The organism is Sagittula sp. S175, from assembly GCF_049800975.1.
Classification (GTDB): domain Bacteria; phylum Pseudomonadota; class Alphaproteobacteria; order Rhodobacterales; family Rhodobacteraceae; genus Sagittula.
On record NZ_JBNAGB010000001.1, the window covers coordinates 436,673 to 460,603 of the forward strand.

Sequence of the window (23,931 nt, forward strand, 5' to 3'; positions counted from 1 at the left end):
TCACCACCGCCGCCGGGTATCCTTCACACGAGGCTCAGTGCTTCGCGTTGATCGCCTGTGCGGCGTCGATGTTGTCCTGACCGACTTCCTCGGCGAACTTTTCCCAAACCGGGGTCAGCGCGTCGATCCAGGCCTGACGCTGTGCGTCGTCCAGCTCGACGATCTTGCCACCGGCATCCAGCACCGCCTGGCGGGCTTCGGCGTCAACCTGGCCCACGGCGGCGTTGCGCTCGTTGGTCACCTCTTCGAGGATGGTCGCCAGCTGCGTGCGCACGGCTTCGTCCAGACCATCCCACCAGTCGACATTGGTCACCACGAGGTAATCCAGCACGCCCTGGTTGGTCTCGGTCACACCGTCCTGCACCTCAAAGAACTTCTGGCCGTAGATGTTCGACCAGGTGTTCTCCTGCCCGTCGACAACGCCGGTCTGCAGCGCGCCGTAAACTTCCGAGAAAGCCATCGGCTGCGGGCTCGCGCCCAGCTGCTCGTAGTTCGCCTTCAGCACTTCCGACGGCTGCACGCGGAACTTCAGGCCCTTGGCGTCTTCCGGCGAGATCAGCGGCTTGTTGGCCGAGATCTGCGTCAGGCCGTTGTGCCAGAACTGCAGGCCCAGCAGGCCGCGCTTGACCATGGCTTCCTTCATCGCCTGACCGGCTTCGGAGGCCTGGAATTCGTCCACGGCGGCGACGTTCTTGAACATGAACGGCAGGTCGTAGATGCGGAAGACCTTGGTGAACTGCTCGAACTTCGACAGCGAGGGCGCGGCCATCTGCACGTCGCCCTGCAGCATCGCTTCCAGAACCTGGTCGTCGTTGTACAGCGTGGAGTTCGGGTAGACCTCCATGCAGGCCACGCCGTTCATCTCTTCGTTCACGCGCTCGGCCAGCAGGGTGGCCGCGATGCCCTTGGGGTGACGGTCGGTGTTGGTCACGTGGCTGAACTTGATGACCATTTCGCCGTCGTCACAAGCGGCCATTGCGCCGGTTGCGCCGGTCACGGTGATGGCGGCCGCTGCTGCGGTCATGAGAAACTTCTTCATGGGTGTCCTCCCGGGAATACCAGTGTTTCCGCGACGCCCCTCCTCAAGGCGCGCCGTCTGGAGCCAAAAGACCCATGTGCGGAAAACGGCGCAAGACTGCTGCTGCAGCATTGGGTGGGATACGATTTTTTGGATAAAAATCGTGTACTTGCGAGAGGACATGCAGATAGCGCATGGCGGCCTTGCACATACTGTGTGCGAAATCCCGCACGACTGTTAGCGGCGCATGTGCGAAAATCCGCACAAAGTTGCGAATCGTTGATTCGCCGTCCCTGCTCAGTCCACCCGCACCCCCTGCCCGCGCAGCACGCCCTGCACCGCGCAAAGGTCCAGATCGTCCAGTGCCCGCCCTTCCTTCACCGACAGCGCCGCCGCCACACCCGCGCCTTGCCCGGCCACCGCGCAACAGGCCATGTTGCGCACCGCCGCATGGGACACCCGGTCGCCACCGATGGCCCGACCCGCCACCAAAAGCCCCTTCACCCCTTTCGGCAGCATGGCCCGATAGGGGATCTGCATGTAACGCCCCGTGGTGGGCAGGATCAGGATGCCGTAGCCGTCGATGAACTCCGGGTAGATGCCGATGCTGTCGTCAAAGCGCCCCTCGTGGCGCACGTCGGCCTCGGTCATGTTGTAAACCGCGTCGATCTTGCGCGTGTCCCGGATGCCGATGGTCATGCCGAAGTTCCGCAGCCGCACACCCTCGCAACCGGGCGTGTACCGCCGCAGCGCCTCGATCGCGTGCATCGCCTGTGCGCGTCCCTCGATCTCGAACCGCGTCAGGCTGTCCGGGTCGGTGCCATCACAGCCCGCCAGATGCACGAGGTTCATGTAGGTCATCTCTCCGGTGTCATGCACCGCGCCCCATGTCCCCCCGATGGTGTTGAGATGCGCCGGGATCACCCCCTCCTTGAGCGCCCGGGCAAAGGGTTTGGCGAGGAAGGGCGAGAACATCGCATCCTCCTTGCCGTCGGTCTCGACGGTCCATTCGCCGGTGGACCAGTCGCCGTAGGTCTGCGGATCGTCCTTGACCCCTTGGAGGAATGCCGCCTTGTCCACCCCCGCGAGGTGGAACATCACGCTCGCCGCCTGCATGTGCTCCACCGGGGTCTTGTGCGTCGGCGCGCCCGCGCGATGCGCCACGTCGGCGTCCCCCGTGGCGTCGATCACCCGCTTCGCAAGGATCGCCTCGCGCCCCGCCTTCGATTCCACGATCACGCCGGTGATGGTATCACCGTCCACGATAGGCGCGACAAACTGCCGGTGCAGCATCGGGTGGATGCCCGCCTCCTGCACCAGCCGGTCGGCCACCAGCTTGAACCCCTCGCTGTCCAGCTCATAGCTCAGCGACTGGCTTTCGGGGACGGCAGCGCCCATGGCCTTGGCGCGGTCCTCGAACTCGCGCCCGATGCCGCCCGCCTCGACGGTCTGCTCGTGACGATACCAGGCAAAGCCTTCGACCCCCACGGTGGTGATATTGCCGCCAAAGCAGCCAAAGCGTTCCAGCAGGGTCACCGCCACGCCGCAACGCGCCGCCGCCAGCGCCGCCGCCAGCCCGCCGGGGCCGGAGCCCACCACCAGCACGTCCGTCTCATGCACCACCGGCACCTGCCGTGCGGGTTCCGTGATCGTGCGCATCCAGTCCTCCCGAGTCGCTGCCGCTCAGGATGCCGCGCGACCCCGGAAACTTCAAAAGTTTCCGCCTCGAAGTCTTTTCAAGACTTCGCCGCCACCGCTCAACCGGCCTACCGCTTGAACGCCTCGGGCTTGAGGCCGTACTTCGCCAGCTTGTCATACATGGTCTTGCGCGGCAGCTTCAGCGCCTTCGCCGCCTCGGCGGCCCGCCCGTTGTGCCGCCCCAGCGCCGCCGCCAAGAGCGAGCGTTCCACCTGCGCCATCTGCTCCGCCAGCCCCAGATCGCGCGCCTGCGACAGCTCCTCGGGCATCCCCAGCACGAAGCGCATGGCGGCGGACATCAGCGAGCGTGCATTGCCCGGCCAGTCCTGCGCCATCAGCCCCGCCTCATGTTCCGGCGACACCTCGGGCGCGGCAATCCCGGCCTGCTCCGCCGCCTGCGCGACGTAATGCCGGAACAGCACGGGAATGTCCTCCGGCCGCTCCGCCAGCGACGGCACCCGCGCCTGGCAGACTTCCAGACGGTAGAACAGGTCGGCGGACAGCCGCCCCGCCTCCACTGCCGCGCGCAGGTCCTGCGTGGTGCCCGCGATCAGCCGCGCGCCGCCGCGCTCCAGCGCATCCGACAGCGCCACCTGCGTGTCCACCGGCAGCGCCCCCACCTCGTCGAGGAACAGCGCCCCACCGCGTGCCGCCTCCCAGGCCTCGTCCAGCGCCGCGCGGGTCAGCCCCGCCGCCGCACGCTTGACGAAGGGCCCCTTCGAGGCCACGGACGACAGGTGGATCACCTCCGCCACCTTGGAAATCCCCGATCCCGGAGCCCCGATGACCAGCGCCTCGGTGCCCGCCCGGCCCGCCACGCGGACCTGCGCCCGCAGCGCCTCGGCCTGCGGTGAGCGGCCAAAGATCAGCCGCGCCGCCGGGTCGCCCGCCTTCTCGGCGGCCTCCACCTGCCGCTTGAAGGCGCGGTTCTCCAGCACCATCCGCCGCACCCCCAGCGCGCGCTCCAGCAACGCCGTCAGCTCCGCCGGGCCGCAGGGCTTTTCGAGGAAGCCAAACGCGCCCTGCGACATGGCCTTCACCGCCATGGGAATATCGCCCTCGCCGGTCAGCAGGATCACCGGCAGTTCCTCGTCCACGCCGCGCGCGTAATCCAGAAGGTGAAACCCGTCGCGCCCCGGCATGCGGATGTCCGACACGATCACCCCGTCGAACCCCGGCGCGATCAGGTCCTTGGCCTCGACGAAGCTGCCCGCCGTCACCGGGACAAAGTCGTGCAGCTCCAGCGTCTGACCCAGCGCCTCGCGCACGCTTGCATCGTCGTCGACCAGCAGGACGCGCCGGACCATGGTATTCCTCCAACGAAAAGACCCGGGGGATGCGCCTCCCCCGGGTCCATACCTGCCGCCAAACGGGGCCGGATTCAACACGGCGCCAAAGCGCGCCCAAATTTACCCCATGCGTTCCGAGCTATACGACCCCGGAGAGGCCGGGAAGACCACCGTCTTGTCACCGTTCAGAAACGCCCGGCGATGCGCATGGGCATGGATCGCCCGCGCCAGAACCGAGGCCTCCACATCGCGCCCCAAAGACACGTAATCCGAAGCCGACTGCGCATGGGTCACCCGCACGATGTCCTGCTCGATGATCGGACCCTCGTCCAGATCTGCGGTCACATAGTGCGAGGTCGCCCCGATCAGCTTCACACCGCGCTCGTAGGCCTGCTTGTAGGGGTTCGCCCCCTTGAAGGACGGCAGGAAGGAGTGGTGGATGTTGATGATCCGCCCTGACATTTTCTGGCACATCTCGTCCGACAGGATCTGCATGTAGCGGGCGAGGACGATCAGGTCGGCCTGCACATCCTCGACCACCTGCATGATCGCCGCCTCCGCCTGCGGCTTGTTCGCGGGCGTCACCTTGATGCAGTGGAACGGGATGTCGTGTTCACCACGACCTTCTGGTAATCCATGTGGTTCGAGATCACGGCCACGATCTCGATCGGCAGCGCGCCGATGCGGGTGCGGTACAGCAGGTCGTTCAGGCAATGCCCGAAGCGCGAGACCATGATGACCACCTTCATCTTCTCGGCCTCGTCGTGGAAGGACGCTTCCATGGCGAATTTGTCCACCACCGGCGCAAAGGCCTCCCGCAGCGCGTCCAGCGTTGCCCCGGTCTCGGAGGCGAAGCTGACCCGCATGAAGAACTGACCGGTGCCGAGATCATCGTACTGGCTGGAGTCCGTGATGTTGCAGCCCTGCTCCGCAAGGAAGGTCGAAACGGCGGCCACGATTCCGCGCGTGCTTGGGCAGGCAACGGTGAGGCAGTAACGGGTCATTCAGGTGTCTCCGGTCAGATGGGCGCAGCGCGCTTGGGTTTGGACAGCGTGGCTTTGAACAGCGTGGCTTTGAACAGGCGGTAGCAACGCGGCGGCGGGTTGAAAACGGTGCTGCCTCCTCATGACACACGCTTTTCACGACCCGCGCGTCGCAACCGCACGCAGGATGCATCCCATCGGAAACCCGCGCGCCCTGTGCACGTCAAAACGACCGGGTGACGAACGGATGCGACGCGGCGGCCGGGGGCGCGATTTTTCGCGGAAAAATCGTTCCCCCCGCCGGAAAGCCGTGCTGAAAATTCAGGCAGCCGCCTCGGCCTGCCACGGCTCCAGCTCCACCGCGAACTCGGCACCGCCCTCGACATTGGCCCCGCGGATATTGCCGCCGAAGCTCTGCACCAACCCGTAAGAGATCGACAGCCCCAGCCCCATGCCGTCGCCCACCTCCTTGGTGGAATAGAACGGCTCGAACACCTTCTCCGGATCGGCGATCCCCGGCCCGCTGTCGCGCACCCGCACGATGACGCGCGGCCCGGTTTCGACCGCGATCCGCAACCGCTTGTCCGGCGTCCCCGCCATGGCATCCAGCGCGTTGTTGATGAGGTTGACAAAGACCTGCCCCAGCCGCACCTCGCCGCCGGTCACGTAGACGCCCTCGACGCGCGGCACCTCAAGCACGACGCCCTCGTTGCGCAGCCGCGATTCCGTCAGCTCCACCGCCTGCTCCAGCACCGTCCCCAGATCGACACGGCCCATGGGCTCGTTCTCGTTGCGGGCAAAAGCGCGCAGGTTCTTGATGATCCGCGCCGCCCGTGTCGCCAGCGCGACGATCCGGCCAAGGTTGTCGTTCGCCTTGTCGCCCATGTCGCGCGCCAGGAAGGCCTGCCCGTTCTCGGCAAACTGCCGGATCGCCATCAAGGGCTGGTTCAGCTCGTGCGAGATCCCCGCCGACATCTGCCCCAGCGCCGACAGCTTGCCCGCCTGCACCAGATCCGCCTGCGCCCGGCGCAGGGCCGCCTCGGCCTCCTCGCGCTCCGCCACCTCGCGGCGCAAGGCCAGGTTGGCCTGCTCCAGCTCCGACGTCCGCGCCCGCACCCGGCCTTCCAGCAGCCGGTTGGCCTCCGCCAGCACACGCCGCCGCGCCCCCAGCGTCCAGAGCACCGCCCCGAACCCAAGGCACAGCGCCGCCACCACTGCCGCCTGAAGCCCCGCCACCCGCCGCGCCGGGGCCACGTCCACCAGCGCCTCGGCGGTCAGCCCCACCACGGGCAAGGGGCGCACAAGGTGCAGCGCCCGCCCGGGCACGTAAACCGACCAGCCCTGCCGCCAGATCTCGAACCCGGCGACATGCCCGCGCGCGACCTCAGCCTCGACGCCATCCGCCTGCGTGACCCGCGCATCGTCCCAGCGCCAGAACAGCATCTCGGACCGGTTGGTCACGATCACCTCGCCCTCTGCGTTGGTAAAGAACACCGAAGGCCGCGAGCCCCGCCACTCGCCCTCGATCCCTTCGAGGTCGACCACCATGACCAGCACACCGCGCACCCGCCCGTCAGGGCCAAAGCTCGGCGCGGCATGGGAATACAGCCGCGCGCCGCTCTCGGGATCGACGCCATACCCGGCCCCCAGCGCGCCATTCACCGCGCGCCGGAACCACGGCTCGGCCGCCACATCCGGCACGCCCTCGCGCGAGGCCGCCAGCACGCGCCCCTCGCGGTCGGCATAGATCGCCAGCGCCGCCCCGGTGCGGTCTGCACTGGCCAGAAGGAACCGCTCTGCCGCTGCCCGGCGCGTCGCGCCGTCCTGCGCGTGCAGGCTCTCCAGCAAGGGGTGATCCGCAAGCAACACCGACGCGGCGCGATAGCGCATCAACCCGGTCACCAGACGGTCGGCGGCCAGCGCCAGATCCGCCTGCCCGCGCGCCGCCACCTGCCCCAGCGCGGCGCTGTACCCATAGGCCCAAACCCCCCAGGACAGCACACAAACCGCCCCGAGGAACACCAGCACCGCCCAGATCCGCCGCATCCCGTTCTTCATGGCCGCAATCTACCCGCGCCCACAGCCCCTTGCCAAGGGCGCGCGCCCCGTGTCACCTCGCCCCATGCTCAGCCTCTCGCAATCGCCCACCGACCCCGCCTTTGTCCAGAACCCCTACCCGTTCTACGACCGCCTGCGCGCGGGCGGCGACCTGGCGTACTGGCAGGATTACGACATGGTCTGCGCCGTCTCCTACCGCGCCGTGAACGCCGTGCTGCGCGACCGCCGCTTTGGCCGCGAGCCGCTGTCGCCGCCCGTGGTGCCGGACCACCTCGCCGCCTTCTACGCCGTCGAAGCCCACTCCATGCTGGAACTGGAACCGCCCCGCCACACCCGGCTGCGCGGGCTGGTGACGCGCGCCTTCACCTCGCGCCGCATCGCCGCGCTGCGACCGGACATCGCGACGCTCACCCACCAGCTGATCGACGCCCTGCCGGAAGGCGGCGCCGACCTCCTCCCTGCCTTCTGCCAGCCGCTGCCGGTCATCGTCATCTGCCGCCTTCTGGGCGTGCCCGAAAGCCACGCAGACCAACTGCTGCGCTGGTCCAACGCCATGGTCGCCATGTACCAGGCCCGCCGCACCCGCGCGATCGAAGACGCCGCCGCCCGCGCCGCCGCCGAGTTCACCACCTTCCTGCAAGACCTCATCGCGCATCGGCGCAAGACCCCCGCCGACGACCTGCTGACCCACCTCATCGCCGCCGAGGAACAGGGCGACCGCCTCACGCCCGAGGAACTGGTGACCACGGTCATCCTGCTGCTGAACGCGGGCCACGAGGCCACCGTCCACACCCTCGGCAACGGCATCAAGGCCCTCTTGGAAGCCGGCACTCCGATCACCGCGGACAGCGCCGAACAATCGGTCGAGGAAATCCTCCGCCACGATCCGCCACTGCACATGTTCACCCGCACCGCCTACGAAGAGGTCACCCTGCACGGCCACAGGTTCCGACGCGGCGATCAGGTGGCCCTGCTGCTCGGCGCCGCCAACCGCGACCCCGAGCGCTGGCCCGACCCCCACCGCTTCGACCAGAACCGACCCGTCCAGCCCAACACCAGCTTCGGCGCCGGTCTGCACTTCTGCGTCGGCGCGCCCCTCGCCCGGCTGGAACTGCAAACCGCCCTGCCGATCCTCGTCGCCCGTCTGCCCCGCCTCGCACTGGCCGAACCGCTGCGCTACGCCAACCTCTACCACTTCCACGGCCTCGAGGCACTGCGCGTCTCTTACTGAGGTAAACGGCTGGCCCAGGGGTTGCCAGGGGGCTCTGCCCCCGTCTGCCTCTGGCAGACTCCCCCGAGCGTATTTGGAAAACCAAAGAAGCAAGGGCGCGGCGTCCAGCTTCTTTGGTTTTCGAAATACCTCCGCCGGAGGCAACGGCACGGCGCAGCCGTGCTCCCCTGCGTGCGCGCCAGCGCACTCCTTTTGAAAACGGCTAGAGCGGCAGCGCAACGGTGGTCTTGATCTCTTCCATCGACAAAAGCGCCGTCACGTTGTGCACCTTCACCTCGGAAATCAGCGCCTGGTAAAAGGCGTCGTAGGCGCGGGCGTTCTTCACCCGGACCTTCAGGATATAGTCGATGTCCCCCGCCAGCCGGTGCGCCTCCTGCACCTCGGGGCGATCGCGCAGCGCTTTCAGGAACTTGCGCTGCCATTCGGCCTCATGCTCGCTGGTACGGATAAGGACAAAGAAGCAGGCCTCGAACCCCAGCGCCTCGGCGTCCAGCAGCACGGTCTGCGCGCCGATCACGCCTGCCTCCTTCATCTTGCGAATCCGGTTCCAGACCGGGGTCTTGGAGGACCCCACCGCCTTGGCGATCTCGTCGAGCGACTGGCTCGCATCGCGCTGCAGTTCGATGAGGATTTTCCGGTCCGTGTCGTCGATCTTCATGCGTCGTTCCTTTTTTCCGCCCGAACGCGGAAAACACTCCGCCGCGCGCCCTGAGATAGAACAGAATTCCTTATTTCGGCAAGCCGGTAGCAACAACACGGGACGATATTCTATATTCTGCACAAGCAAAGAGGTCCCACATGCGCCACTTCCCGATCTTCCTCGCGCTTTCCGAGCGCATCGTCATCGTCTCCGGTGGCGGCGAGGCCGCGCTGGCCAAGCTGCGCCTGCTGATGAAGACCGAAGCGGCGCTGCATGTCTACGCCGAGGCCCCCGCGCCCGAGATCGCGCAATGGGCCACCGAGGGCCGCCTGACCCTGCACCGTCGCCTGCTGGCGCATGACGACGTCGCGGGCGCGGCGCTGGTCTATGCCGCTGACGAGGATGACGTTCTCGACGCGCGCACGGCTCATCACGCCCGCGCGCAGGGTGTGCTGCTGAACGTGGTCGACAACCTCGAGGAAAGCCAGTTCATCACCCCCGCCATCGTCGATCGTGACCCGGTCACCGTCGCCATAGGCACCGAGGGCGCGGCCCCCGTCCTCGCCCGCGCGATCAAGGCGCAACTTGAGGAAACCCTCCCCGCCGCCACCGGCCCGCTGGCGCGCATCGGGCAGGCCTTCCGCAAGATGGCCGAGGCCCTGCCGCATGGTCGCGCGCGCCGCGACTTCTGGTCGGACTACTATTTCAACGCCGGCCCGCGCGCGCTGCCGCAGGGCGAGGCCGCCGTGCGGGACACGCTCGACGCGCTCTTGGAGGGCCATCTGACCCGCGACCAGCGCGCCGGTTTCGTCTCCTTCGTCGGCTCCGGCCCGGGCGACCCGGACCTGCTGACGCTGAAGGCCCGCCGCCTGCTCGACCGTGCCGACGTGGTTCTGTATGACCGCCTCGCGCCCCAGCCGATCCTCGAACTCGCCCGCCGCGAGGCGGTGCTGATCGAGGTCGGCAAGACCGGTTTCGGCCCCTCCACCCCGCAGGAGACCATAAACGCCCTGATCGTCGAACATGCCGCGAAGGGCGCGCAGGTCGTGCGTCTGAAGGGCGGCGATCCGACCCTCTTTGGCCGTCTGGACGAGGAAATCGACGCGCTCACAGCCCATGGCATCGCCTACGAGATCGTGCCGGGCATCACCGCGGCCTCTGCCGCCGTCGCCGCCATCGGGCAGAGCCTCACGAAGCGTGGCCGCAACCAGCAGGTGCGCCTGCTGACCGCCCATGACACCGAAGGCTTTGCCGATCACGACTGGCGCACGCTGGCCGCCCCCGGTCAGGTCGCCGCCATCTACATGGGCAAGCGCGCCGCGCGTTTCGTCCAGGGCCGCCTGCTGATGCATTCCGCCGCGCCGGATACGCCCGTCACCGTCGTCTCCAACGCCTCGCGCCCCGACCAGTCGGTCGTGGAATGCACGCTCGCCACGCTCTCTGCCGACCTGGACCTCTGTCCCGACGGCCCCGCCCTGATCCTTTACGGCCTCGCCCCGCGCGACGCCCTGCCCACCGTTCAATCGCTTCGCCGACAGGAGGTCTCCTGATGCCCCGCCAATTCACCCCCAAGGTCGTCACCGCCAATGCGCTGCTGTCCGGCGAGGTCGTCTACCTCGCCGCCAATGACGACTGGACGCCGCACCTGTCGCAGGCCGAACTGCTGACCGACGAGGCCCATGCGGACCTGCGGCTGGTCGAGGCCTCGCGCCGCCAGTCCGAGATCGTCGGCGCCTACCTGGCCGACATGGCGGCGACCGAGCAGGGCCCCGAACCCACCCATTTCCGCGAGGGCTTCCGCCGCACCGGGCCCTCGAACTACACCCACGGCAAGCAAGTCGACCTCTGAGAAAGGCCCTGAAAGATGTACAAGTACAATGACTTCGACAAGGCCTTCGTCGCCGAGCGCAACCGCCAGTTCCGCGCGCAGGTCGCCCGCCGCGTCGACGGCTCGCTCACCGAGGACGAGTTCAAGCCCTTCCGCCTGATGAATGGCGTCTACCTCCAGCTGCACGCCTACATGCTGCGCGTCGCCATCCCCTATGGCACGCTGCGCGGCGAGCAGATGGACATGCTGGCGCATCTGGCCGAGACCTATGACAAGGGCTACGGGCACTTCACCACGCGCCAGAACATCCAGTACAACTGGCCGACGCTGTCGGACATTCCCGACATGCTGGACGATCTGGAAAAGGTCGAGATGCACGCCATCCAGACCTCCGGCAACACCATCCGCAACGTGACGGCGGATCACTTCGCCGGGGCCGCCGCGGACGAGGTCTTCGACCCGCGTCCCGTGGCCGAGCTGGTGCGCCAGTGGTCCACCGACCACCCGGAATTCCAGGCCCTGCCGCGCAAGTTCAAGATTGCAGTCACGGGGTCGCAGAACGACCGCGCCGTCATCAAGGCCCACGACATCGGCCTGCGCCTGCACGAGGTCGACGGTGTCCTGGGCGCCGAGGTCATCGTGGGCGGTGGCCTTGGCCGTACCCCGATGATCGGCAAGACCATCGCCGAGCATGTCGCCATCGCCGACCTGCCCGCCTACCTCGAATCCGTCGTCTCGGTCTGGAACCTGCTGGGCCGCCGCGACAACAAGTACAAGGCGCGCATCAAGATCACCGTGCACGAGCACGGCCTCGACGAGATCCGCGCCCGCGTCGAGGAACGCTACGCCCTCGTCCGCCCGACCTTCAACGGCGCGCACATGGACCTCTTCGAAGAGATCAAGGCCCACTTCCAGCCGCCCGCCTTCCGCAACGCGCCGACCGACGCCTTCGACGCCGCTTACGCGGCCGACCCGGTCTTCCGCGCCTGGGCCGACACCAACCTCAGCGACCACAAGGCCCCCGGCTACGCCATCGCGCAGATCTCGCTGAAGGCCCATGGCGCCACGCCCGGTGATGCGAGCGCCGAGCAAATGCGCGTCATGGCCCAGATCGCCCGCGACTATGCCCATGACGAACTGCGCATCAGCCACGAGCAGAACGTCGTCCTGCCCCACGTCCACAAATCCGACCTGCCGGTGATCCACAAGATCCTGAAGGCACACGGGCTGGCCACCGCCAACATCGGCCTGATCTCGGACATCATCGCCTGCCCCGGCATGGACTACTGCGCGCTGGCCACCGCCCGCTCGATCCCGATCGCCCAGCAGATCGCCACCCGCTTTGATGAACTCAAACTGGAACACGAGATCGGCGACCTGAAGATCAAGATCTCCGGCTGCATCAACGCTTGCGGGCATCACCACGTGGGCCATATCGGCATCCTCGGCCTAGACCGCGCGGGCGTCGAGAACTACCAGGTGACACTTGGCGGCGACCACACCGAAACGCTGGCCTTGGGCGAACGCACCGGCCCCGGCTTCTCGGCGGACGAGATCGTCCCGGCCATCGAGAAGATCGTCGACACCTACCTCGCCGAGCGCGCCACCCCCGGGGAAACCTTCCTCGAAACCTTCCGCCGTGTCGGCATGGACCCGTTCAAACTGGCGCTCTACGGCGAAACCGCCAAACGGTCGAAAGCCGCCTGACATGCTGGCCCTCAACGACACCCCCACGGGCAGAACGCCCGAGGCCGAGGACCTGGAGGCCAAGCGCGCCCGCGTCGCCACGCTGAACGCGCGCTATCGCCACCACTCGGCGACGGCGGTGCTGACCGGCGCGCTCAAGGACCCCGAGGCGGGCAGGATCGCCATGGTGTCGTCCTTCGGCGCGGAATCGGTGGCGCTGCTGCACCTCGTGGCCATGGTGGATCGCAAGACGCCGGTGCTCTTCATCGACACCCGGCTCTTGTTCGCGGAAACCCTGGCCTACCAGCAGGAGGTGGCCGAACGGCTGCACCTCACGGACCTGCGCATCATCCGTGCCGACGAGGCGATGCTGAAACAGCACGACCCCTATGGCGCGCTGAAACTCTCCGACCAGGACCGCTGCTGCGACCTGCGCAAGACCCAGCCGCTGGAACAGGCGCTCGAAGGCTTCGACGGCTGGATCACCGGGCGCAAGCGCTACCAGTCGAAGACCCGCGCCGAGATGGACTTCTTCGAACTCGAAGAAGCCACCGGCCGGATCAAGGTCAACCCGCTCGCCCATTGGGGCCCCGACGACGTCCGCGCCTACATGGAGGAAAACCGCCTGCCAAAGCACCCGCTCGTGGCACAGGGCTATCCGTCGATCGGCTGCGCCCCCTGCACGTCCAAGGTCGCGCCGGGCGAAGACCCCCGCGCGGGCCGCTGGCGCGGTCAGGACAAGGTCGAATGCGGCATCCATTTCGGCGCCGACGGCAAACCCGTGCGCTCCACATCGTAATGCGTAGGTCGGGGCTCGGCCCCGACTCTCCCCCCTGAAAAGGACCCGACACATGACCATCATCGTCCGCGACACCGGCTTTCACCCCGCCGACGACATCGCCTTCCTAGACCTCGCCAGCGACACCGATCCGGCGACGCTCGACCCGGGCACCGCGACCCATATCCGCATCGCCTTCCCCTCCAGCGCCGATGGCCGCGGCTTCTCCCTCGCCCGCATCCTGCGCCTGAAGGGCTTCTCGGGCACCCTGCGCGCCAAGGGCCACGTGCTGGCCGACCAATACGCCATGGCGCGCCGCTGCGGCTTTGACGAGGTGGAGATCTCCGACGATCTGGCCCAACGCCAACCCGCCGAGCAATGGCAGTTCCGCGCCGACTGGCAGGCCCACGACTACCAGTCCCGCGTCCGCGGCTGAGCCACCACGACACGCGACCACAAACCGCGTTTCGCCTGACACAGATCAAAGCTAGATATGAGGTGCAGGTCTAGACCCCCTGCAACACTGACCATGACCGAGATGAGCCCCGTGACCGAAGCAACCGCCACCGCCGCCCCTCAGCAACCGGCAAAGAAAGCCGTCCCCGACGCCCAAACCGTGACCGAGGTGAAGCACTGGACCGACCGCCTGTTCAGCTTCCGCTGCACGCGCCCCGCGTCGATGCGCTTCCGCTCCGGCGAATTCGTCATGATCGGTCTGATGACCACCGACGAAAAGACCGGCCGCGAAAAGCCGCTGCTGCGCGCCTATTCCATCGCCTCGCCCAGCTGGGACGAGGAACTGGAATTCTACTCGATCAAAGTCGAGGACGGCCCGCTCACCTCGCGCCTGCAACACATCCAGGTGGGCGACGAGATCGTCCTGCGCCCCAAGCCCGTCGGCACGCTGGTGCATGACGCCCTGCTGCCGGGCAAGCGCCTGTGGTTCTTCGCCACCGGCACCGGCTTTGCCCCCTTCGCCTCGCTCCTGCGCGAACCGCAGACCTACGAGGATTACGACGAGGTCATCATCACCCACACCTGCCGCGAAGAAGCCGAACTGCACTACGGCGCCGCCCTCATCGAAGGCCTGAAAACCGACGAACTGCTGAACGAGGTCATCGGCGAAGGCTTCTGGAAGAAGATCAAGTACTACCCCACCACCACGCGGGAACAGTCACCGAAGATGGGCCGCATCACCGACCTGATGCGCTCGGGCGAGGCCTTCGCCGACCTCGGCGTGACGCCGATCAATCCGGAGACCGACCGCGCGATGATCTGCGGCAACCTCGCCTTCAATCTCGAACTGAAGGACATGCTCGAAGGCTACGGCCTCGAAGAGGGCGCCAACTCCGACCCGAAACACTACGTGGTGGAAAAGGCCTTCCTCGACTGAGGTCAGACGATCGGGCCAGATAACCCGGCCCGACCACACCCCGAACCGACAAGAAGGCCGCGTCTCGAAACGCGGCCTTTTCGCTGCCGAAAAGCCAAAAGACGAGGGGCGCTGCCCCTCGCGCTCCCCGAGGTATTTGGATCAAGATGAAGGGACAACAGCGCACCCCTGCCTTCATCTTGATCCAAATACCCTCCGCCGGAGGCAGGCGGCGCGGCGCAGCCGCGCTCAACCGGCGCGCCGCAGGCGCACAATCTGACAACGGCGGACATGAAAAAGGCCGCGCAGGTGGCGCGGCCGCCCCTTCGGAACGGTCCTGAACCGCGCCTCAGTTTTCGGTTTCCAGCCCCAACAGGACCTTCACCTGATCCAGCGCGGTCTGCGTGATCTCCGGGCTGTCCTTGACCGCATCCAGCGCGGCCTTGGCCGAGATCTTCTTGAGGTTGCTCAGGTCCGAACCGTCGATGTACTCGGCCAGCTTGTCATAATCGAAACCGTCCACGGTCAGCAGCTCGGCCACCGCCGTCTTCGCCTCATCAACAGCATCCACCGTCTCCCCGGCGGTCCCGGTCGTCGCCGTTTTGGCCTCTTCCGCCATTTCCACGGCGGTCTCGGCGGCGGCTGCCGCCTCCTGCGTCGCCTGCGCCGCATCCGCAGCGGCCCCCGCCGCCACATCCACCGCTTCGGAGGCCACGGTCACCGCCGCATTGGCCGCATCCACCGCGCCTTCTGCCACGTCTTCACCGGCAGCCACCGCCGCCTCGCCAGCCGCAACGGCGGCATCTGCCGCCTCAGCCGCCGTGTCCGCTGCCGTTTGCGCCGCCGTGCCAGCGGCCTCAGCCGTGGCCGCAGCCGTCTGCTCTGCCGCATCCGCAGCCGTTGCAACGCTTTCGCGCGCTGTCGCGATACCGGCCTCTGCCGCCTGCGACGCCGCATCAGCCGCCTCTCCGGCTGCCGTCACGGCGGTCTCCGCCGCCTCGGCTGCCGTGTCCGCCGCGACCTGCGCCGCATTGTCCGCCGCACCTGCCGCCGCATCAGCCGCCACAGCCGCTGCATCCGAGGCGGTATCCGCGGCCGCCTGCGCAGCCTCCGCCGCCGCTGCCGCCGTCTCGCTGCCCGTGGCCGCCGCCATGGTCGCGGCCTCGTCCACCGCATCCGCCGCCGCATCCGCCGCGCGATCGGCCGCCGAGGCTGCCGTCTCTGCCGCGTTGGTGGCCGCCTGGGCGGCCTCTGCCGCACCTTCCGCCGCTGCCACGGCCGCATCCGTGGTGGCATCCGCCGCCGCATCCGCCGCTTCCGAGGCCGCTGCAACCGCTTCCTCTGCCGCGCCTTCCGCCGCATCCGCCGCGCTCACCGCCGCATCAGCCGCCGCTTCTGCCGCCTCCGCCGCAGCCTCGACCGCCGCATCCGCCGCGCCTTCGACGGCCTCGACCGCGTCCGCCACGGCCTCGGCAGCCGCATCGCCCGCCTCTTGCGCCGCCTCTTCGGCAACCGCCACCGCGTCAGACGCCGCCTCGACCGCCGAATCCGCCGTTTCCGTCACGGCCTCGGCGCTGGCCTGCACCGCCGGCGCGACCTCCTCGCCCTTGCTTGTCGCAAAGATATAAGCCGCGATGGCCGCAGCCCCCACGACGACGGCCAGGATCTGTTTTCCCATGGCGTTGCCCCCTCTGATCGGTCACTTGAAACACGGGCACCTCACGCGCCCGGGCGGAATGTTACGCCGCGATGCAGCATCCGCAAGGAAAAACCGCATGAATCTCCCTGCGTGACACCGATTTGGCGCTTGAAAGCAAGGCCCGCGAAGTTTACCTTGCCGCCCTGACGTAAAATGCAAAATGGAGCATTCAGATAGGACGCCGACCCCACAACGCGCCGCCCACCCGCGAGACCGGACCCCGGATCAATGACCGCATTCGCGCCCCCGAAATCCGCCTGATCGGCGCAGAGGGCGAGAACGTCGGCGTGGTCACCCCCGCCCGCGCGATGGAAATGGCCGAACAAGCCGGGCTCGACCTGGTCGAGATCTCGCCGAACGCCACCCCTCCGGTGTGCAAGATCATGGACTTCGGCAAGTTCAAGTACGAACAGCAGAAGCGTGAATCCGAGGCCCGCAAGAAGCAGAAGATCATCGAAGTCAAAGAGGTGAAGTTCCGTCCCGGCACCGACACCCATGACTACGACGTCAAGATGCGCAACGTCCTCAAGTTCCTCGAGAATGGCGACAAGGTAAAGATCACCCTGCGCTTCCGTGGCCGCGAGATGGCCCACCAGAACCTCGGCCGCGAGCTTCTGGAACGCGTCGCAGAGGACGTGAAAGAGGTCGGCAAGGTCGAGAACATGCCGAAGATGGAAGGCCGCCAGATGGTCATGATGATCGGACCGGCCCCGGCCAAGTGACCCTGGTCACCCGAGTCCGGCCCCTCTGCCGGACAGACACCACGATGACAGGCCCGCCCCACCGGCGGGCCTTTTGCTTTGCCGCCCCCTCGACCGCCTTGACCTCCCGCCCCGGCACGTGCCAAAAGAAAGTCACGTTATACCATAACAATTACGAATTGGAGCCCCCATGGATCCGCTCGACTGGAACGCCAAGTTCGACCGCGACGACTATCTTTACGGCACCGAACCCACCGCCTTCCTGCGCGACAACGCCGGGCTGATTCCCCGCACCGGCACCGCCCTCTCGGTGGCAGAGGGCGAAGGCCGCAACGCCTGCTTCCTTGCCCGCCAGGGCCTCAGCGTCACCGCCTTCGACGGCGCCCCCAATGCGCTGGCCAAGGCCCGCAAGCTGGCCGACAGCCACGGCGTCCCCCTCGCCCTGCACGAGGCCGACATCGCGCATTGGGACTGGGACGCCACACAATACGACCTCGTGGTGGCGATCCACTGGCAGTTCACCCCGCCCGCCCTGCGCGACGCGACCTTTGCCGGGCTGAAGCGCGCCCTGAAACCCGGCGGGCGCCTCATGCTGTCGGGCTACAGCCTCGCGCAACTGGACAACGCCAGCGGCGGCCCGCGCCACCCCGACCACCTCTACACCGAGGACCTCCTCGCCCGAGCCTTCGAAGACCTGCACATCCTGCGCCTCGCCTCCTACGACAAGGTCCTGACCGAAGGCCCCGGCCACACAGGCCGCTCCGCCCTGATCGACCTCATCGCCGACAAACCGTCCTGACCCGCCGGTCGGCCAAAGACGCCGCCTGACCGATCCCGCGCACCCGTCCCCTCCCCCTGCGGGTGCTGACCTTGTCCTGCGGACAAGGCAGCTTTCCCGCCGGTCGGCCCAAGACGGGACTTGGGCAAAACTGTTGCACCCGGAATGGCGCCGTGCGGGTGCTGACCTTGTCCTGCGGACAAGGCAGCCTTCCCGCCGGTCGGCCCAAGACGGGGCTTGGGCCGACCGCTTTCGCTTCGGAGCCGTCCGTCGCCTGATGCCGCCCGGACAGGGGCCCGTGGTCGGGACAAGCCAAATCGCCGAGGGGCCCCCGCAGGGGGATACGGCTATTTTGCTTGGCGCGGACGCGGGGTCCTGTCAGGCAAGGCTCAGGGGATGGTCGGCTTCGCAGCGAAAGCGGGCTTTCGCTTTGGTGAGTCCCGAAGCTGAAAACCAAACCAAAAAGCGTGCGCAGCACACAATCAGATCACCCCCACCTTCACACCCGGACCCAGCCGCATACCCAGCCCACACCCTCACGCCTCGCGCAATCGGCCGCGTACAGGGATCTCCTTGAGCAAGCCACCAACCCCCATGCGCGCCACATCGGCCCCGCTCAGCGCAACGCCGCACAGCAACCGCTCCAACACCCAATCCGCCCCGTTCAACGCCGGAGAGCGCGCACAACCCGGCAATCCGATCACGGGCTTGTCGCCCAGGCGACCAAAGAACAGCAGGTTCCCCGGGTCCACCGGCATGCCGAAACTCTCGACCACGCCGCCCGCCGCGCGCACCGCCTGCGGTGCCACGTCCAGCATATCCGAAGTCGCCGAGCCCGACAGAATCAACACCACATCTGCCGTCACGCCCCGCACCGCCTCGGCCAGTGCGTCCACCCGATGCGGCACCACGCAGACTGGTCCCAGCGCCACGCCCAGCCGCTCCAGCCGCTCCGCCGTCACCTTCTGGCCCTTGGCCCCGTCATCTTCGCCGGACACCGAGGTCTGGATCAACTGCGCCGTCTTCACCACCACCCGCCGCAGGCGCAAGGCACCCTGCCCCGCATGGCATGCCGCCTCCAACGCCGCCTCCGACACCGCGTAGGATATGATCTTCACCGTCGCCACCATGGATCGAGGCCCGACGCGCTGCCACTCCGGCACGGTGGCCACTGTGATCATCGGATCGACAGCGTTCAGCGCATGGATGCGATCCGCCAGCACCTCGACCACGCCCGGCGCCTCGGCATGGACATTGACCCGCCCGGTCGACGCCTTTCCCAGGCGCAAACCGGCCCGCTCCGGGTCCGGCACCAACGCCCGCGCCAGCCGCTCGGCGGCGACATCCTCCGATAGATCACCCGATTCCAGCCGCGCCGCCAGCACGCTCTCCAGCCCGGCATCGCGCAACAGCGCCACCTCGGACGGCCCCAGCACGATGCCCTTCTTCAACTTGCCCGAGGGCAGTTCCTGCGAATTGGCCAGCACGCAGCCCTCTGCCGCCTCCAGCGCTACCTCGCCAAAGATCACGCGCCTTTCCTCAACACGCGGGTCATCTCGGCCAGGATCGACACGGCGATCTCGGACGGGCCGGAGGCACCGATATCCAGCCCCACCGGGCCATGAATGCGCGCAATCTCCGCCTCCGAGAACCCCGCCGCCTCCAGCCGCGTCTGGCGCTTGCCATGGGTCCGCGTCGACCCCAGCGCACCGATGTAGAACACCTTCGACCGCAAGGCCTTCTCCAGCGCCGGATCGTCCAGCTTCGGATCATGGGTCAAAAGCACCAGCGCCGTGCGCCCGTCCAGACCGATGGCCTCCACCGCCTCGTCCGGCCAGTCATGCACCAGCCGCTCGCCGGGAAAGCGCAACTCGGACCCAAAGGTCTCGCGCGGGTCGATGATGACCGGGTCATACCCCGCAATCCGCGCCATGGGCACCAGAGCCTGCGCGATATGCACCGCACCCACCACGATCAACCGCAAGGGCGGGTTGTGCACACCGACAAAAACCCGGCTGTCCTCCTCGAACCCGGACCGATCCATGCGGAACCGATCGGCAAAGCCCTCCCGCACCAGCCGCCGCTCGCCCTTGTCCAGATCGACCACGTAGGCCACCGCCTCGCGCGCCGCCCGCGCAGCACACAGTTCCGCCAGAAGCGCCTCGGGGATCACCTTGCCCACAGGCTCCACCAGCACCCGGATGGTGCCGCCACAGGCCAGCCCCACGGCAAAGGCATCGTTGTCCGACACGCCGAACTCCAGCTCGCGCGCCCCGCCGTCCTCAAGGGCCTCCAGCGCCTCGACGATCACCGCCCCCTCGACACATCCGCCCGAGACTGAGCCCTCGATCACCCCCTCGCCGGAAATCGCCAGTTGCGATCCGACACGACGCGGCGCCGACCCCCAGGTCTCCACCACGGTCGCCAGGACCGCACCGACACCGGCCCGGTGCCACGCCAGGGCCTGCTCCGGAATCCGGTCAAACAAGGTTTCATCGGTCTGCGCCATCGCTCTCTCCCATGCTCCACACCCCAAGGCCGCTGCTTCGGAGCCGTTCTTCGCCTGTGTCCAGAGGGACAGAGGCAGACCCGGCCTGCAAGCCAAATCGCCGAGGGGCCCCCGCAGGGGGATACGGCTATTTTGCTTGTCCGGCCGGGGCGGGCTCTGTCACGTCAGGCAACAAGAGAAGACCGGCCCCGAAGCTTGCTGCTTTGGTGAGTTTAAAGCGGCCCCAACGCCCCCGCCACAGGACAAACGTCGCCATCCCTCAGCCAAAGAGTTTTCGTCCGAAAACTCTTCCCCCGCCCCACGCGCGGCCCAAGACCTTTCGGACGAAAGGTCTTTTACCCGCCTAGCCGCGTGACGTCATAGCCGTATACCCAGTCGAACTGCCGCAGCATCTTCTCCGGCGCCAGCCGCCCGACGAGCCCAAGACCCATATGCGCCACGCCGCGCACCAGCGGATTGCGCAGGTGGTACTTCCACGCATTGCCATTGGCCGCCGCGATGACCCGCGCCACACGGTCGCGCCGCCAGTCCTGATACCGCGCCAGACCACCCAAGCCCTCAGCGCCCACCGCCGCACCCAGCGCCCAGGCGTCCTCCAATGCCATGTTCGCCCCCTGCGCGAGGAAGGGCAGCGTCGGATGCGCCGCATCGCCCAGCAATGCCACGCCCGTGCCGTGCCACGTCTGCGCCACCGGATGCCGGAACAGACCCCACAAGCCGGGCTGCTCCACCTCGGAAATCAGCCGTGTGACCGGTCCGCGAAACGCCGCAAAGGCCGCGCGCAGGTTGGCCGCGTCATCGACCTGCGCCCAGCCCTCTTCGACCCAGCCGCGCCGTTCCTCGACCGCGACAAGGTTCACCATTTCGCCGCCACGCAGGGGATAGCTCACCACGTGCCGCCCCGGCCCCATGTGCACCCAGGCCTCGGGCGGATGATCCACCACGTTGGGCACCACCGCCCGCCAGGCCACCTGCCCGGTAAAGAACGGCGCGGCAGAGCCGTTCAACACGGGCCGCAAGACCGAATGCAGACCATCCGCGCCCACCACCAGGTCCGCCTCGACGTGATCGCCGTGACACAGCACGACCCGCGCCGGAGCGCCCGGCACCACCTCGGTCGCCTTCTGCAACAGACGGATCTTCACCCCGCGATCGCGCGCCGCACCCGCCAACAGCTCGATTATATCCGCCCGATGCACGAAACGGTAATCGCCCGCGTCCTCAAGCGCCGACAGCTCCATCCGCAGCACCTGCGCGCCGCGATAATCCCGCAGCACCACGGCACGGCCCCCGACGGTGCGCGCCCGCAGGTCCTCGGCCAGCCCCAGAGCCCGCAGCACCTTCATCCCGTTGGGCGAAACCTGGATGCCCGCGCCGACCTCGCGGATCGCCTCCGCCTGCTCCAGCACCAGCACATCCGCGCCGCGCGTCCGCAGGCACAGCGCCGCCGCCAGTCCGCCAATCCCAGCGCCGACAACGGCGACTTTCAGCCCATCCAGTTCCATGCCGCCATGGAAACGAAAAAGGACGCCGGGGCAAGCCCCCGACGTCCCCTGTCGTACCTTTGTCGCGCTCCGATCCGGCCCGTCTCCAACCGGACAGGCCAGCCTGACCGCGTCAGTCGTCGCCCCGATCGCGGATGCGATCAGTCGTCGCCTCGATCGCGGACGCGATCAATCGTCGCCCCGATCGCGGACGCGATCAGTCGTCCCTATGCACCTTCTCGCGGCGCTCGTGACGCTCCTGCGCCTCCAGCGTCATGGTCGCGATCGGACGGGCATCGAGGCGCTTCAGCGAGATCGGTTCGCCGGTCACTTCGCAGTAACCATACTCGCCCTCGTCGATCCGGCGCAGCGCCGCGTCGATCTTGTTGACCAGCTTGCGCTGGCGGTCCCGCGTGCGCAGTTCCAGCGCGCGGTCGGTCTCTTCCGAGGCCCGGTCCGTCACGTCGGGAATGTTGCGCGTGCTGTCCTGCAATGCCTCGATGGTGTCCCGGCTGTCCTCCAGAAGGTCCGCTTTCCAGTCGAGCAGCTTGCGCCGGAAATACTCCAGCTGGCGCTCGTTCATGAAAGGTTCATCTTCGGCCGGTCGATAGTCCTCGGGCAGAAAGGTCTCTGCTTTCATATCCGCTCCCTCATCAACGCCAATATCCGTCATACTGAAATTCCTTAGATATCTGGCACCCCTAGGGCGGTCACTTACCCCCTTCGCCCCCCATTGTCACTACACAATAGCGCGTTTCCGAGGGGGTTTTCCCGCCCTGCGTGAAACCAAAAGTGAGCATTTGTTTACCAGCCTTCGCCAAACCCCGCGCGCCTGTGCTTTGGAGCGCTTGACAGGGCAACGGGGCCGGTTTCCTGTCCGTCCGAGCAGGTGCCCGGCACCGTTAACCATAACCCCATGTTACAACCGTTCGGCCGCCCCGGCGCGGCACGGACGACCACGGAAACACCGATGCGTGCTTTCGCAGCAACCTTCGCAACCGCAGCGATTCTGGTCGCTCCGGGTGTGGCGCAGACCTCGCCAAAGGCACGTTTTGCCCCCCGATGAAGGGCTGGACCGTGATGACCGGCTGGTCGCCCGATACGTCCTCCCGCGCGGGCACCCTTGCCGTCTCGGACGATCCACCGGGCGAGTGATGCAGCTATGGGTTTCGGCGCCTGACGGCACCGATCCACCGGGGGTTCCACCTCCGGACCCCGGAGTATTTGCACCAAGAAGAAGCACAAGGCGCCGCACCAGTCGGGCGGCGCGCATCTTGCACCCTGCCGCCCGCGCCTTTACCCCTGTCAGCAACGAACAGGAGAGACCCATGCGCTTTGACGGCACCCAGGATTATGTCGCCACGGACGACCTCACCATGGCGGTGAATGCCGCCATCACGCTGGAACGCCCGCTGCTGGTCAAGGGCGAGCCCGGCACCGGCAAGACCGAACTGGCCCGTCAGGTGGCCGCCTCGCTGGGGCTGCCGATGATCGAGTGGAACGTCAAATCCACCACGCGGGCACAGCAGGGTCTGTATGAATACGACGCCGTCTCGCGCCTGCGTGACAGCCAGCTGGGCGACGAGCGCGTGCACGACGTGAAGAACTACATCAAGAAGGGCAAGCTCTGGCAGGCCTTCGACACCGACCGGAAGGTCGTCCTGCTGATCGACGAGATCGACAAGGCCGACATCGAGTTCCCCAACGACCTGTTGCAGGAACTCGACCGCATGGAATTCCACGTCTACGAGACCGGAGAGACCATCGCCGCCCGCACCCGCCCCATCGTCATCATCACCTCGAACAACGAGAAAGAGCTGCCCGACGCCTTCCTGCGCCGCTGTTTCTTTCACTACATCCGCTTTCCCGATCAGGACACCCTGCGCCAGATCGTCCGCGTGCACTTCCCGGACATCAAGGATCAGCTGCTGACGGTTGCCCTGACCCAGTTCTTCGAACTGCGCGAGCAGCCGGGGCTGAAGAAGAAGCCCTCGACCTCCGAGGTGCTGGACTGGCTGAAGCTGCTTCTGGCGGAGGACCTGACGCCCGAAGACCTGAAACGCGACGGCGCGAACGCGCTGCCGAAACTCCACGGGGCGCTGCTGAAGAACGAGCAGGACGTGCATCTGTTCGAACGGCTGGCCTTCATGGCGCGGCGGGAACGCTAAGGACCGGCCCG

At 67.3% G+C, this 23,931-nt stretch carries 20 protein-coding genes and 1 pseudogene; 10 read left to right on the forward strand and 11 right to left on the reverse strand.

Annotated features, from left to right (window positions below):
* Positions 1-34: 34 nt before the first annotated feature.
* The 5 genes and pseudogenes from ACP16H_RS02120 to ACP16H_RS02140 all read right to left on the reverse strand — a co-directional run bounded on the left by ACP16H_RS02120 (position 35) and on the right by ACP16H_RS02140 (position 7,046).
* The gene (locus tag ACP16H_RS02120) at positions 35-1,039 is read right to left on the reverse strand and encodes a DctP family TRAP transporter solute-binding subunit (RefSeq protein ID WP_425070582.1); all 1,005 of its coding nucleotides are present in this window, start codon (positions 1,037-1,039) and stop codon (positions 35-37) included.
* A 276-nt stretch (positions 1,040-1,315) separates the two neighbouring features.
* Positions 1,316-2,677 carry an FAD-dependent oxidoreductase gene (locus tag ACP16H_RS02125; RefSeq protein ID WP_425070583.1) on the reverse strand — a complete coding sequence of 454 codons (1,362 nt, stop codon included), beginning with the start codon at positions 2,675-2,677 and terminating at the stop codon, positions 1,316-1,318.
* A 107-nt stretch (positions 2,678-2,784) separates the two neighbouring features.
* Positions 2,785-4,023 (reverse strand): sigma-54-dependent transcriptional regulator, encoded by a 1,239-nt coding sequence (locus tag ACP16H_RS02130; RefSeq protein ID WP_425070584.1) that lies wholly within the window; start codon positions 4,021-4,023, stop codon positions 2,785-2,787.
* A gap of 102 nt (positions 4,024-4,125) precedes the next feature.
* Positions 4,126-5,009: pseudogene (purU, locus tag ACP16H_RS02135) on the reverse strand (formyltetrahydrofolate deformylase).
* A 300-nt stretch (positions 5,010-5,309) separates the two neighbouring features.
* A complete protein-coding gene (locus ACP16H_RS02140) occupies positions 5,310-7,046 on the reverse strand; it encodes a sensor histidine kinase (RefSeq protein ID WP_425070585.1) in 1,737 nt (578 codons plus the stop codon).
* 64 nt (positions 7,047-7,110) lie between these two features.
* On the opposite strand from ACP16H_RS02140, the gene ACP16H_RS02145 reads away from it, so the two are divergent.
* Entirely contained in the window at positions 7,111-8,277 is a 1,167-nt protein-coding gene (locus ACP16H_RS02145; protein WP_425070785.1) for a cytochrome P450, read from the forward strand.
* A gap of 202 nt (positions 8,278-8,479) precedes the next feature.
* On the opposite strand, the gene ACP16H_RS02150 is transcribed toward ACP16H_RS02145, so the two are convergent.
* Positions 8,480-8,935 carry an Lrp/AsnC family transcriptional regulator gene (locus tag ACP16H_RS02150; protein ID WP_425070586.1) on the reverse strand — a complete coding sequence of 152 codons (456 nt, stop codon included), beginning with the start codon at positions 8,933-8,935 and terminating at the stop codon, positions 8,480-8,482.
* Positions 8,936-9,075: 140 nt separating this feature from the next.
* On the opposite strand from ACP16H_RS02150, the gene cysG reads away from it, so the two are divergent.
* From cysG to ACP16H_RS02180, 6 genes are all read left to right on the forward strand, one after another.
* The gene (cysG, locus tag ACP16H_RS02155; protein ID WP_425070587.1) at positions 9,076-10,467 is read left to right on the forward strand and encodes a siroheme synthase CysG; all 1,392 of its coding nucleotides are present in this window, start codon (positions 9,076-9,078) and stop codon (positions 10,465-10,467) included.
* Positions 10,467-10,766: a DUF2849 domain-containing protein gene (locus ACP16H_RS02160; RefSeq protein WP_425070588.1), complete on the forward strand. Its 300-nt coding sequence runs from the start codon at positions 10,467-10,469 to the stop codon at positions 10,764-10,766. The genes cysG and ACP16H_RS02160 overlap by 1 nt, the downstream gene beginning before the upstream one ends.
* Positions 10,767-10,781: 15 nt before the next feature.
* Entirely contained in the window at positions 10,782-12,452 is a 1,671-nt protein-coding gene (locus ACP16H_RS02165) for a nitrite/sulfite reductase (RefSeq protein ID WP_425070589.1), read from the forward strand.
* Position 12,453: 1 nt separating this feature from the next.
* Positions 12,454-13,230 (forward strand): phosphoadenylyl-sulfate reductase, encoded by a 777-nt coding sequence (locus ACP16H_RS02170; protein WP_425070590.1) that lies wholly within the window; start codon positions 12,454-12,456, stop codon positions 13,228-13,230.
* 52 nt (positions 13,231-13,282) lie between these two features.
* Complete coding sequence (locus ACP16H_RS02175) at positions 13,283-13,645, forward strand: DUF934 domain-containing protein (RefSeq protein WP_425070591.1); 363 nt, start codon at positions 13,283-13,285, stop codon at positions 13,643-13,645.
* A 93-nt stretch (positions 13,646-13,738) separates the two neighbouring features.
* Positions 13,739-14,602 (forward strand): ferredoxin--NADP reductase, encoded by an 864-nt coding sequence (locus ACP16H_RS02180; RefSeq protein WP_425070592.1) that lies wholly within the window; start codon positions 13,739-13,741, stop codon positions 14,600-14,602.
* Between the two features lie 328 nt (positions 14,603-14,930).
* Here the strand turns inward: ACP16H_RS02180 and ACP16H_RS02185 are convergent, their stop codons facing one another.
* Positions 14,931-16,259, reverse strand: a complete 1,329-nt coding sequence (locus ACP16H_RS02185) for a hypothetical protein (RefSeq protein WP_425070593.1) — start codon at positions 16,257-16,259, stop codon at positions 14,931-14,933.
* A gap of 194 nt (positions 16,260-16,453) precedes the next feature.
* Here ACP16H_RS02185 and infC point away from each other — a divergent pair, with 194 nt between their 5' ends.
* Both infC and ACP16H_RS02195 read left to right on the forward strand, forming a co-directional pair.
* Positions 16,454-17,002, forward strand: a complete 549-nt coding sequence (gene infC, locus ACP16H_RS02190; protein ID WP_425070786.1) for a translation initiation factor IF-3 — start codon at positions 16,454-16,456, stop codon at positions 17,000-17,002.
* A gap of 169 nt (positions 17,003-17,171) precedes the next feature.
* The gene (locus ACP16H_RS02195) at positions 17,172-17,780 is read left to right on the forward strand and encodes a class I SAM-dependent methyltransferase (protein ID WP_425070594.1); all 609 of its coding nucleotides are present in this window, start codon (positions 17,172-17,174) and stop codon (positions 17,778-17,780) included.
* 515 nt (positions 17,781-18,295) lie between these two features.
* Here the strand turns inward: ACP16H_RS02195 and ACP16H_RS02200 are convergent.
* From ACP16H_RS02200 to dksA, 4 genes are all read right to left on the reverse strand, one after another.
* Positions 18,296-19,288: a molybdopterin-binding protein gene (locus ACP16H_RS02200; RefSeq protein WP_425070595.1), complete on the reverse strand. Its 993-nt coding sequence runs from the start codon at positions 19,286-19,288 to the stop codon at positions 18,296-18,298.
* Positions 19,285-20,268 (reverse strand): XdhC family protein, encoded by a 984-nt coding sequence (locus ACP16H_RS02205; protein ID WP_425070596.1) that lies wholly within the window; start codon positions 20,266-20,268, stop codon positions 19,285-19,287. The genes ACP16H_RS02200 and ACP16H_RS02205 overlap by 4 nt, the downstream gene beginning before the upstream one ends.
* A 335-nt stretch (positions 20,269-20,603) precedes the next feature.
* The gene (locus tag ACP16H_RS02210) at positions 20,604-21,773 is read right to left on the reverse strand and encodes an FAD-dependent monooxygenase (protein ID WP_425070597.1); all 1,170 of its coding nucleotides are present in this window, start codon (positions 21,771-21,773) and stop codon (positions 20,604-20,606) included.
* A 196-nt stretch (positions 21,774-21,969) separates the two neighbouring features.
* On the reverse strand, positions 21,970-22,392 hold the full coding sequence (dksA, locus tag ACP16H_RS02215; RefSeq protein WP_425070598.1) for an RNA polymerase-binding protein DksA: 423 nt from the start codon (positions 22,390-22,392) through the stop codon (positions 21,970-21,972).
* Between the two features lie 688 nt (positions 22,393-23,080).
* Between dksA and ACP16H_RS02220 the strand changes: the two genes are divergently transcribed.
* Positions 23,081-23,920 (forward strand): AAA family ATPase, encoded by an 840-nt coding sequence (locus ACP16H_RS02220; RefSeq protein WP_425070599.1) that lies wholly within the window; start codon positions 23,081-23,083, stop codon positions 23,918-23,920.
* The last annotated feature ends 11 nt before the right edge of the window (positions 23,921-23,931 follow it).

Excerpts from the sequence above, each read along its gene's own strand:
- ACP16H_RS02120 (WP_425070582.1), bottom strand. The coding sequence starts at position 1,039 with ATGAAGAAGTTTCTCATGACCGCAGCAGCGGCCGCCATCACCGTGACC.
- ACP16H_RS02125 (WP_425070583.1), bottom strand. The coding sequence starts at position 2,677 with ATGCGCACGATCACGGAACCCGCACGGCAGGTGCCGGTGGTGCATGAG.
- ACP16H_RS02130 (WP_425070584.1), bottom strand. The coding sequence starts at position 4,023 with ATGGTCCGGCGCGTCCTGCTGGTCGACGACGATGCAAGCGTGCGCGAG.
- ACP16H_RS02140 (WP_425070585.1), bottom strand. The coding sequence starts at position 7,046 with ATGAAGAACGGGATGCGGCGGATCTGGGCGGTGCTGGTGTTCCTCGGG.
- ACP16H_RS02145 (WP_425070785.1), top strand. The coding sequence starts at position 7,111 with ATGCTCAGCCTCTCGCAATCGCCCACCGACCCCGCCTTTGTCCAGAAC.
- ACP16H_RS02150 (WP_425070586.1), bottom strand. The coding sequence starts at position 8,935 with ATGAAGATCGACGACACGGACCGGAAAATCCTCATCGAACTGCAGCGC.
- cysG (WP_425070587.1), top strand. The coding sequence starts at position 9,076 with ATGCGCCACTTCCCGATCTTCCTCGCGCTTTCCGAGCGCATCGTCATC.
- ACP16H_RS02160 (WP_425070588.1), top strand. The coding sequence starts at position 10,467 with ATGCCCCGCCAATTCACCCCCAAGGTCGTCACCGCCAATGCGCTGCTG.
- ACP16H_RS02165 (WP_425070589.1), top strand. The coding sequence starts at position 10,782 with ATGTACAAGTACAATGACTTCGACAAGGCCTTCGTCGCCGAGCGCAAC.
- ACP16H_RS02170 (WP_425070590.1), top strand. The coding sequence starts at position 12,454 with ATGCTGGCCCTCAACGACACCCCCACGGGCAGAACGCCCGAGGCCGAG.
- ACP16H_RS02175 (WP_425070591.1), top strand. The coding sequence starts at position 13,283 with ATGACCATCATCGTCCGCGACACCGGCTTTCACCCCGCCGACGACATC.
- ACP16H_RS02180 (WP_425070592.1), top strand. The coding sequence starts at position 13,739 with ATGACCGAGATGAGCCCCGTGACCGAAGCAACCGCCACCGCCGCCCCT.
- ACP16H_RS02185 (WP_425070593.1), bottom strand. The coding sequence starts at position 16,259 with ATGGGAAAACAGATCCTGGCCGTCGTCGTGGGGGCTGCGGCCATCGCG.
- ACP16H_RS02195 (WP_425070594.1), top strand. The coding sequence starts at position 17,172 with ATGGATCCGCTCGACTGGAACGCCAAGTTCGACCGCGACGACTATCTT.
- ACP16H_RS02205 (WP_425070596.1), bottom strand. The coding sequence starts at position 20,268 with ATGGCGCAGACCGATGAAACCTTGTTTGACCGGATTCCGGAGCAGGCC.
- ACP16H_RS02210 (WP_425070597.1), bottom strand. The coding sequence starts at position 21,773 with ATGGAACTGGATGGGCTGAAAGTCGCCGTTGTCGGCGCTGGGATTGGC.
- dksA (WP_425070598.1), bottom strand. The coding sequence starts at position 22,392 with ATGAAAGCAGAGACCTTTCTGCCCGAGGACTATCGACCGGCCGAAGAT.
- ACP16H_RS02220 (WP_425070599.1), top strand. The coding sequence starts at position 23,081 with ATGCGCTTTGACGGCACCCAGGATTATGTCGCCACGGACGACCTCACC.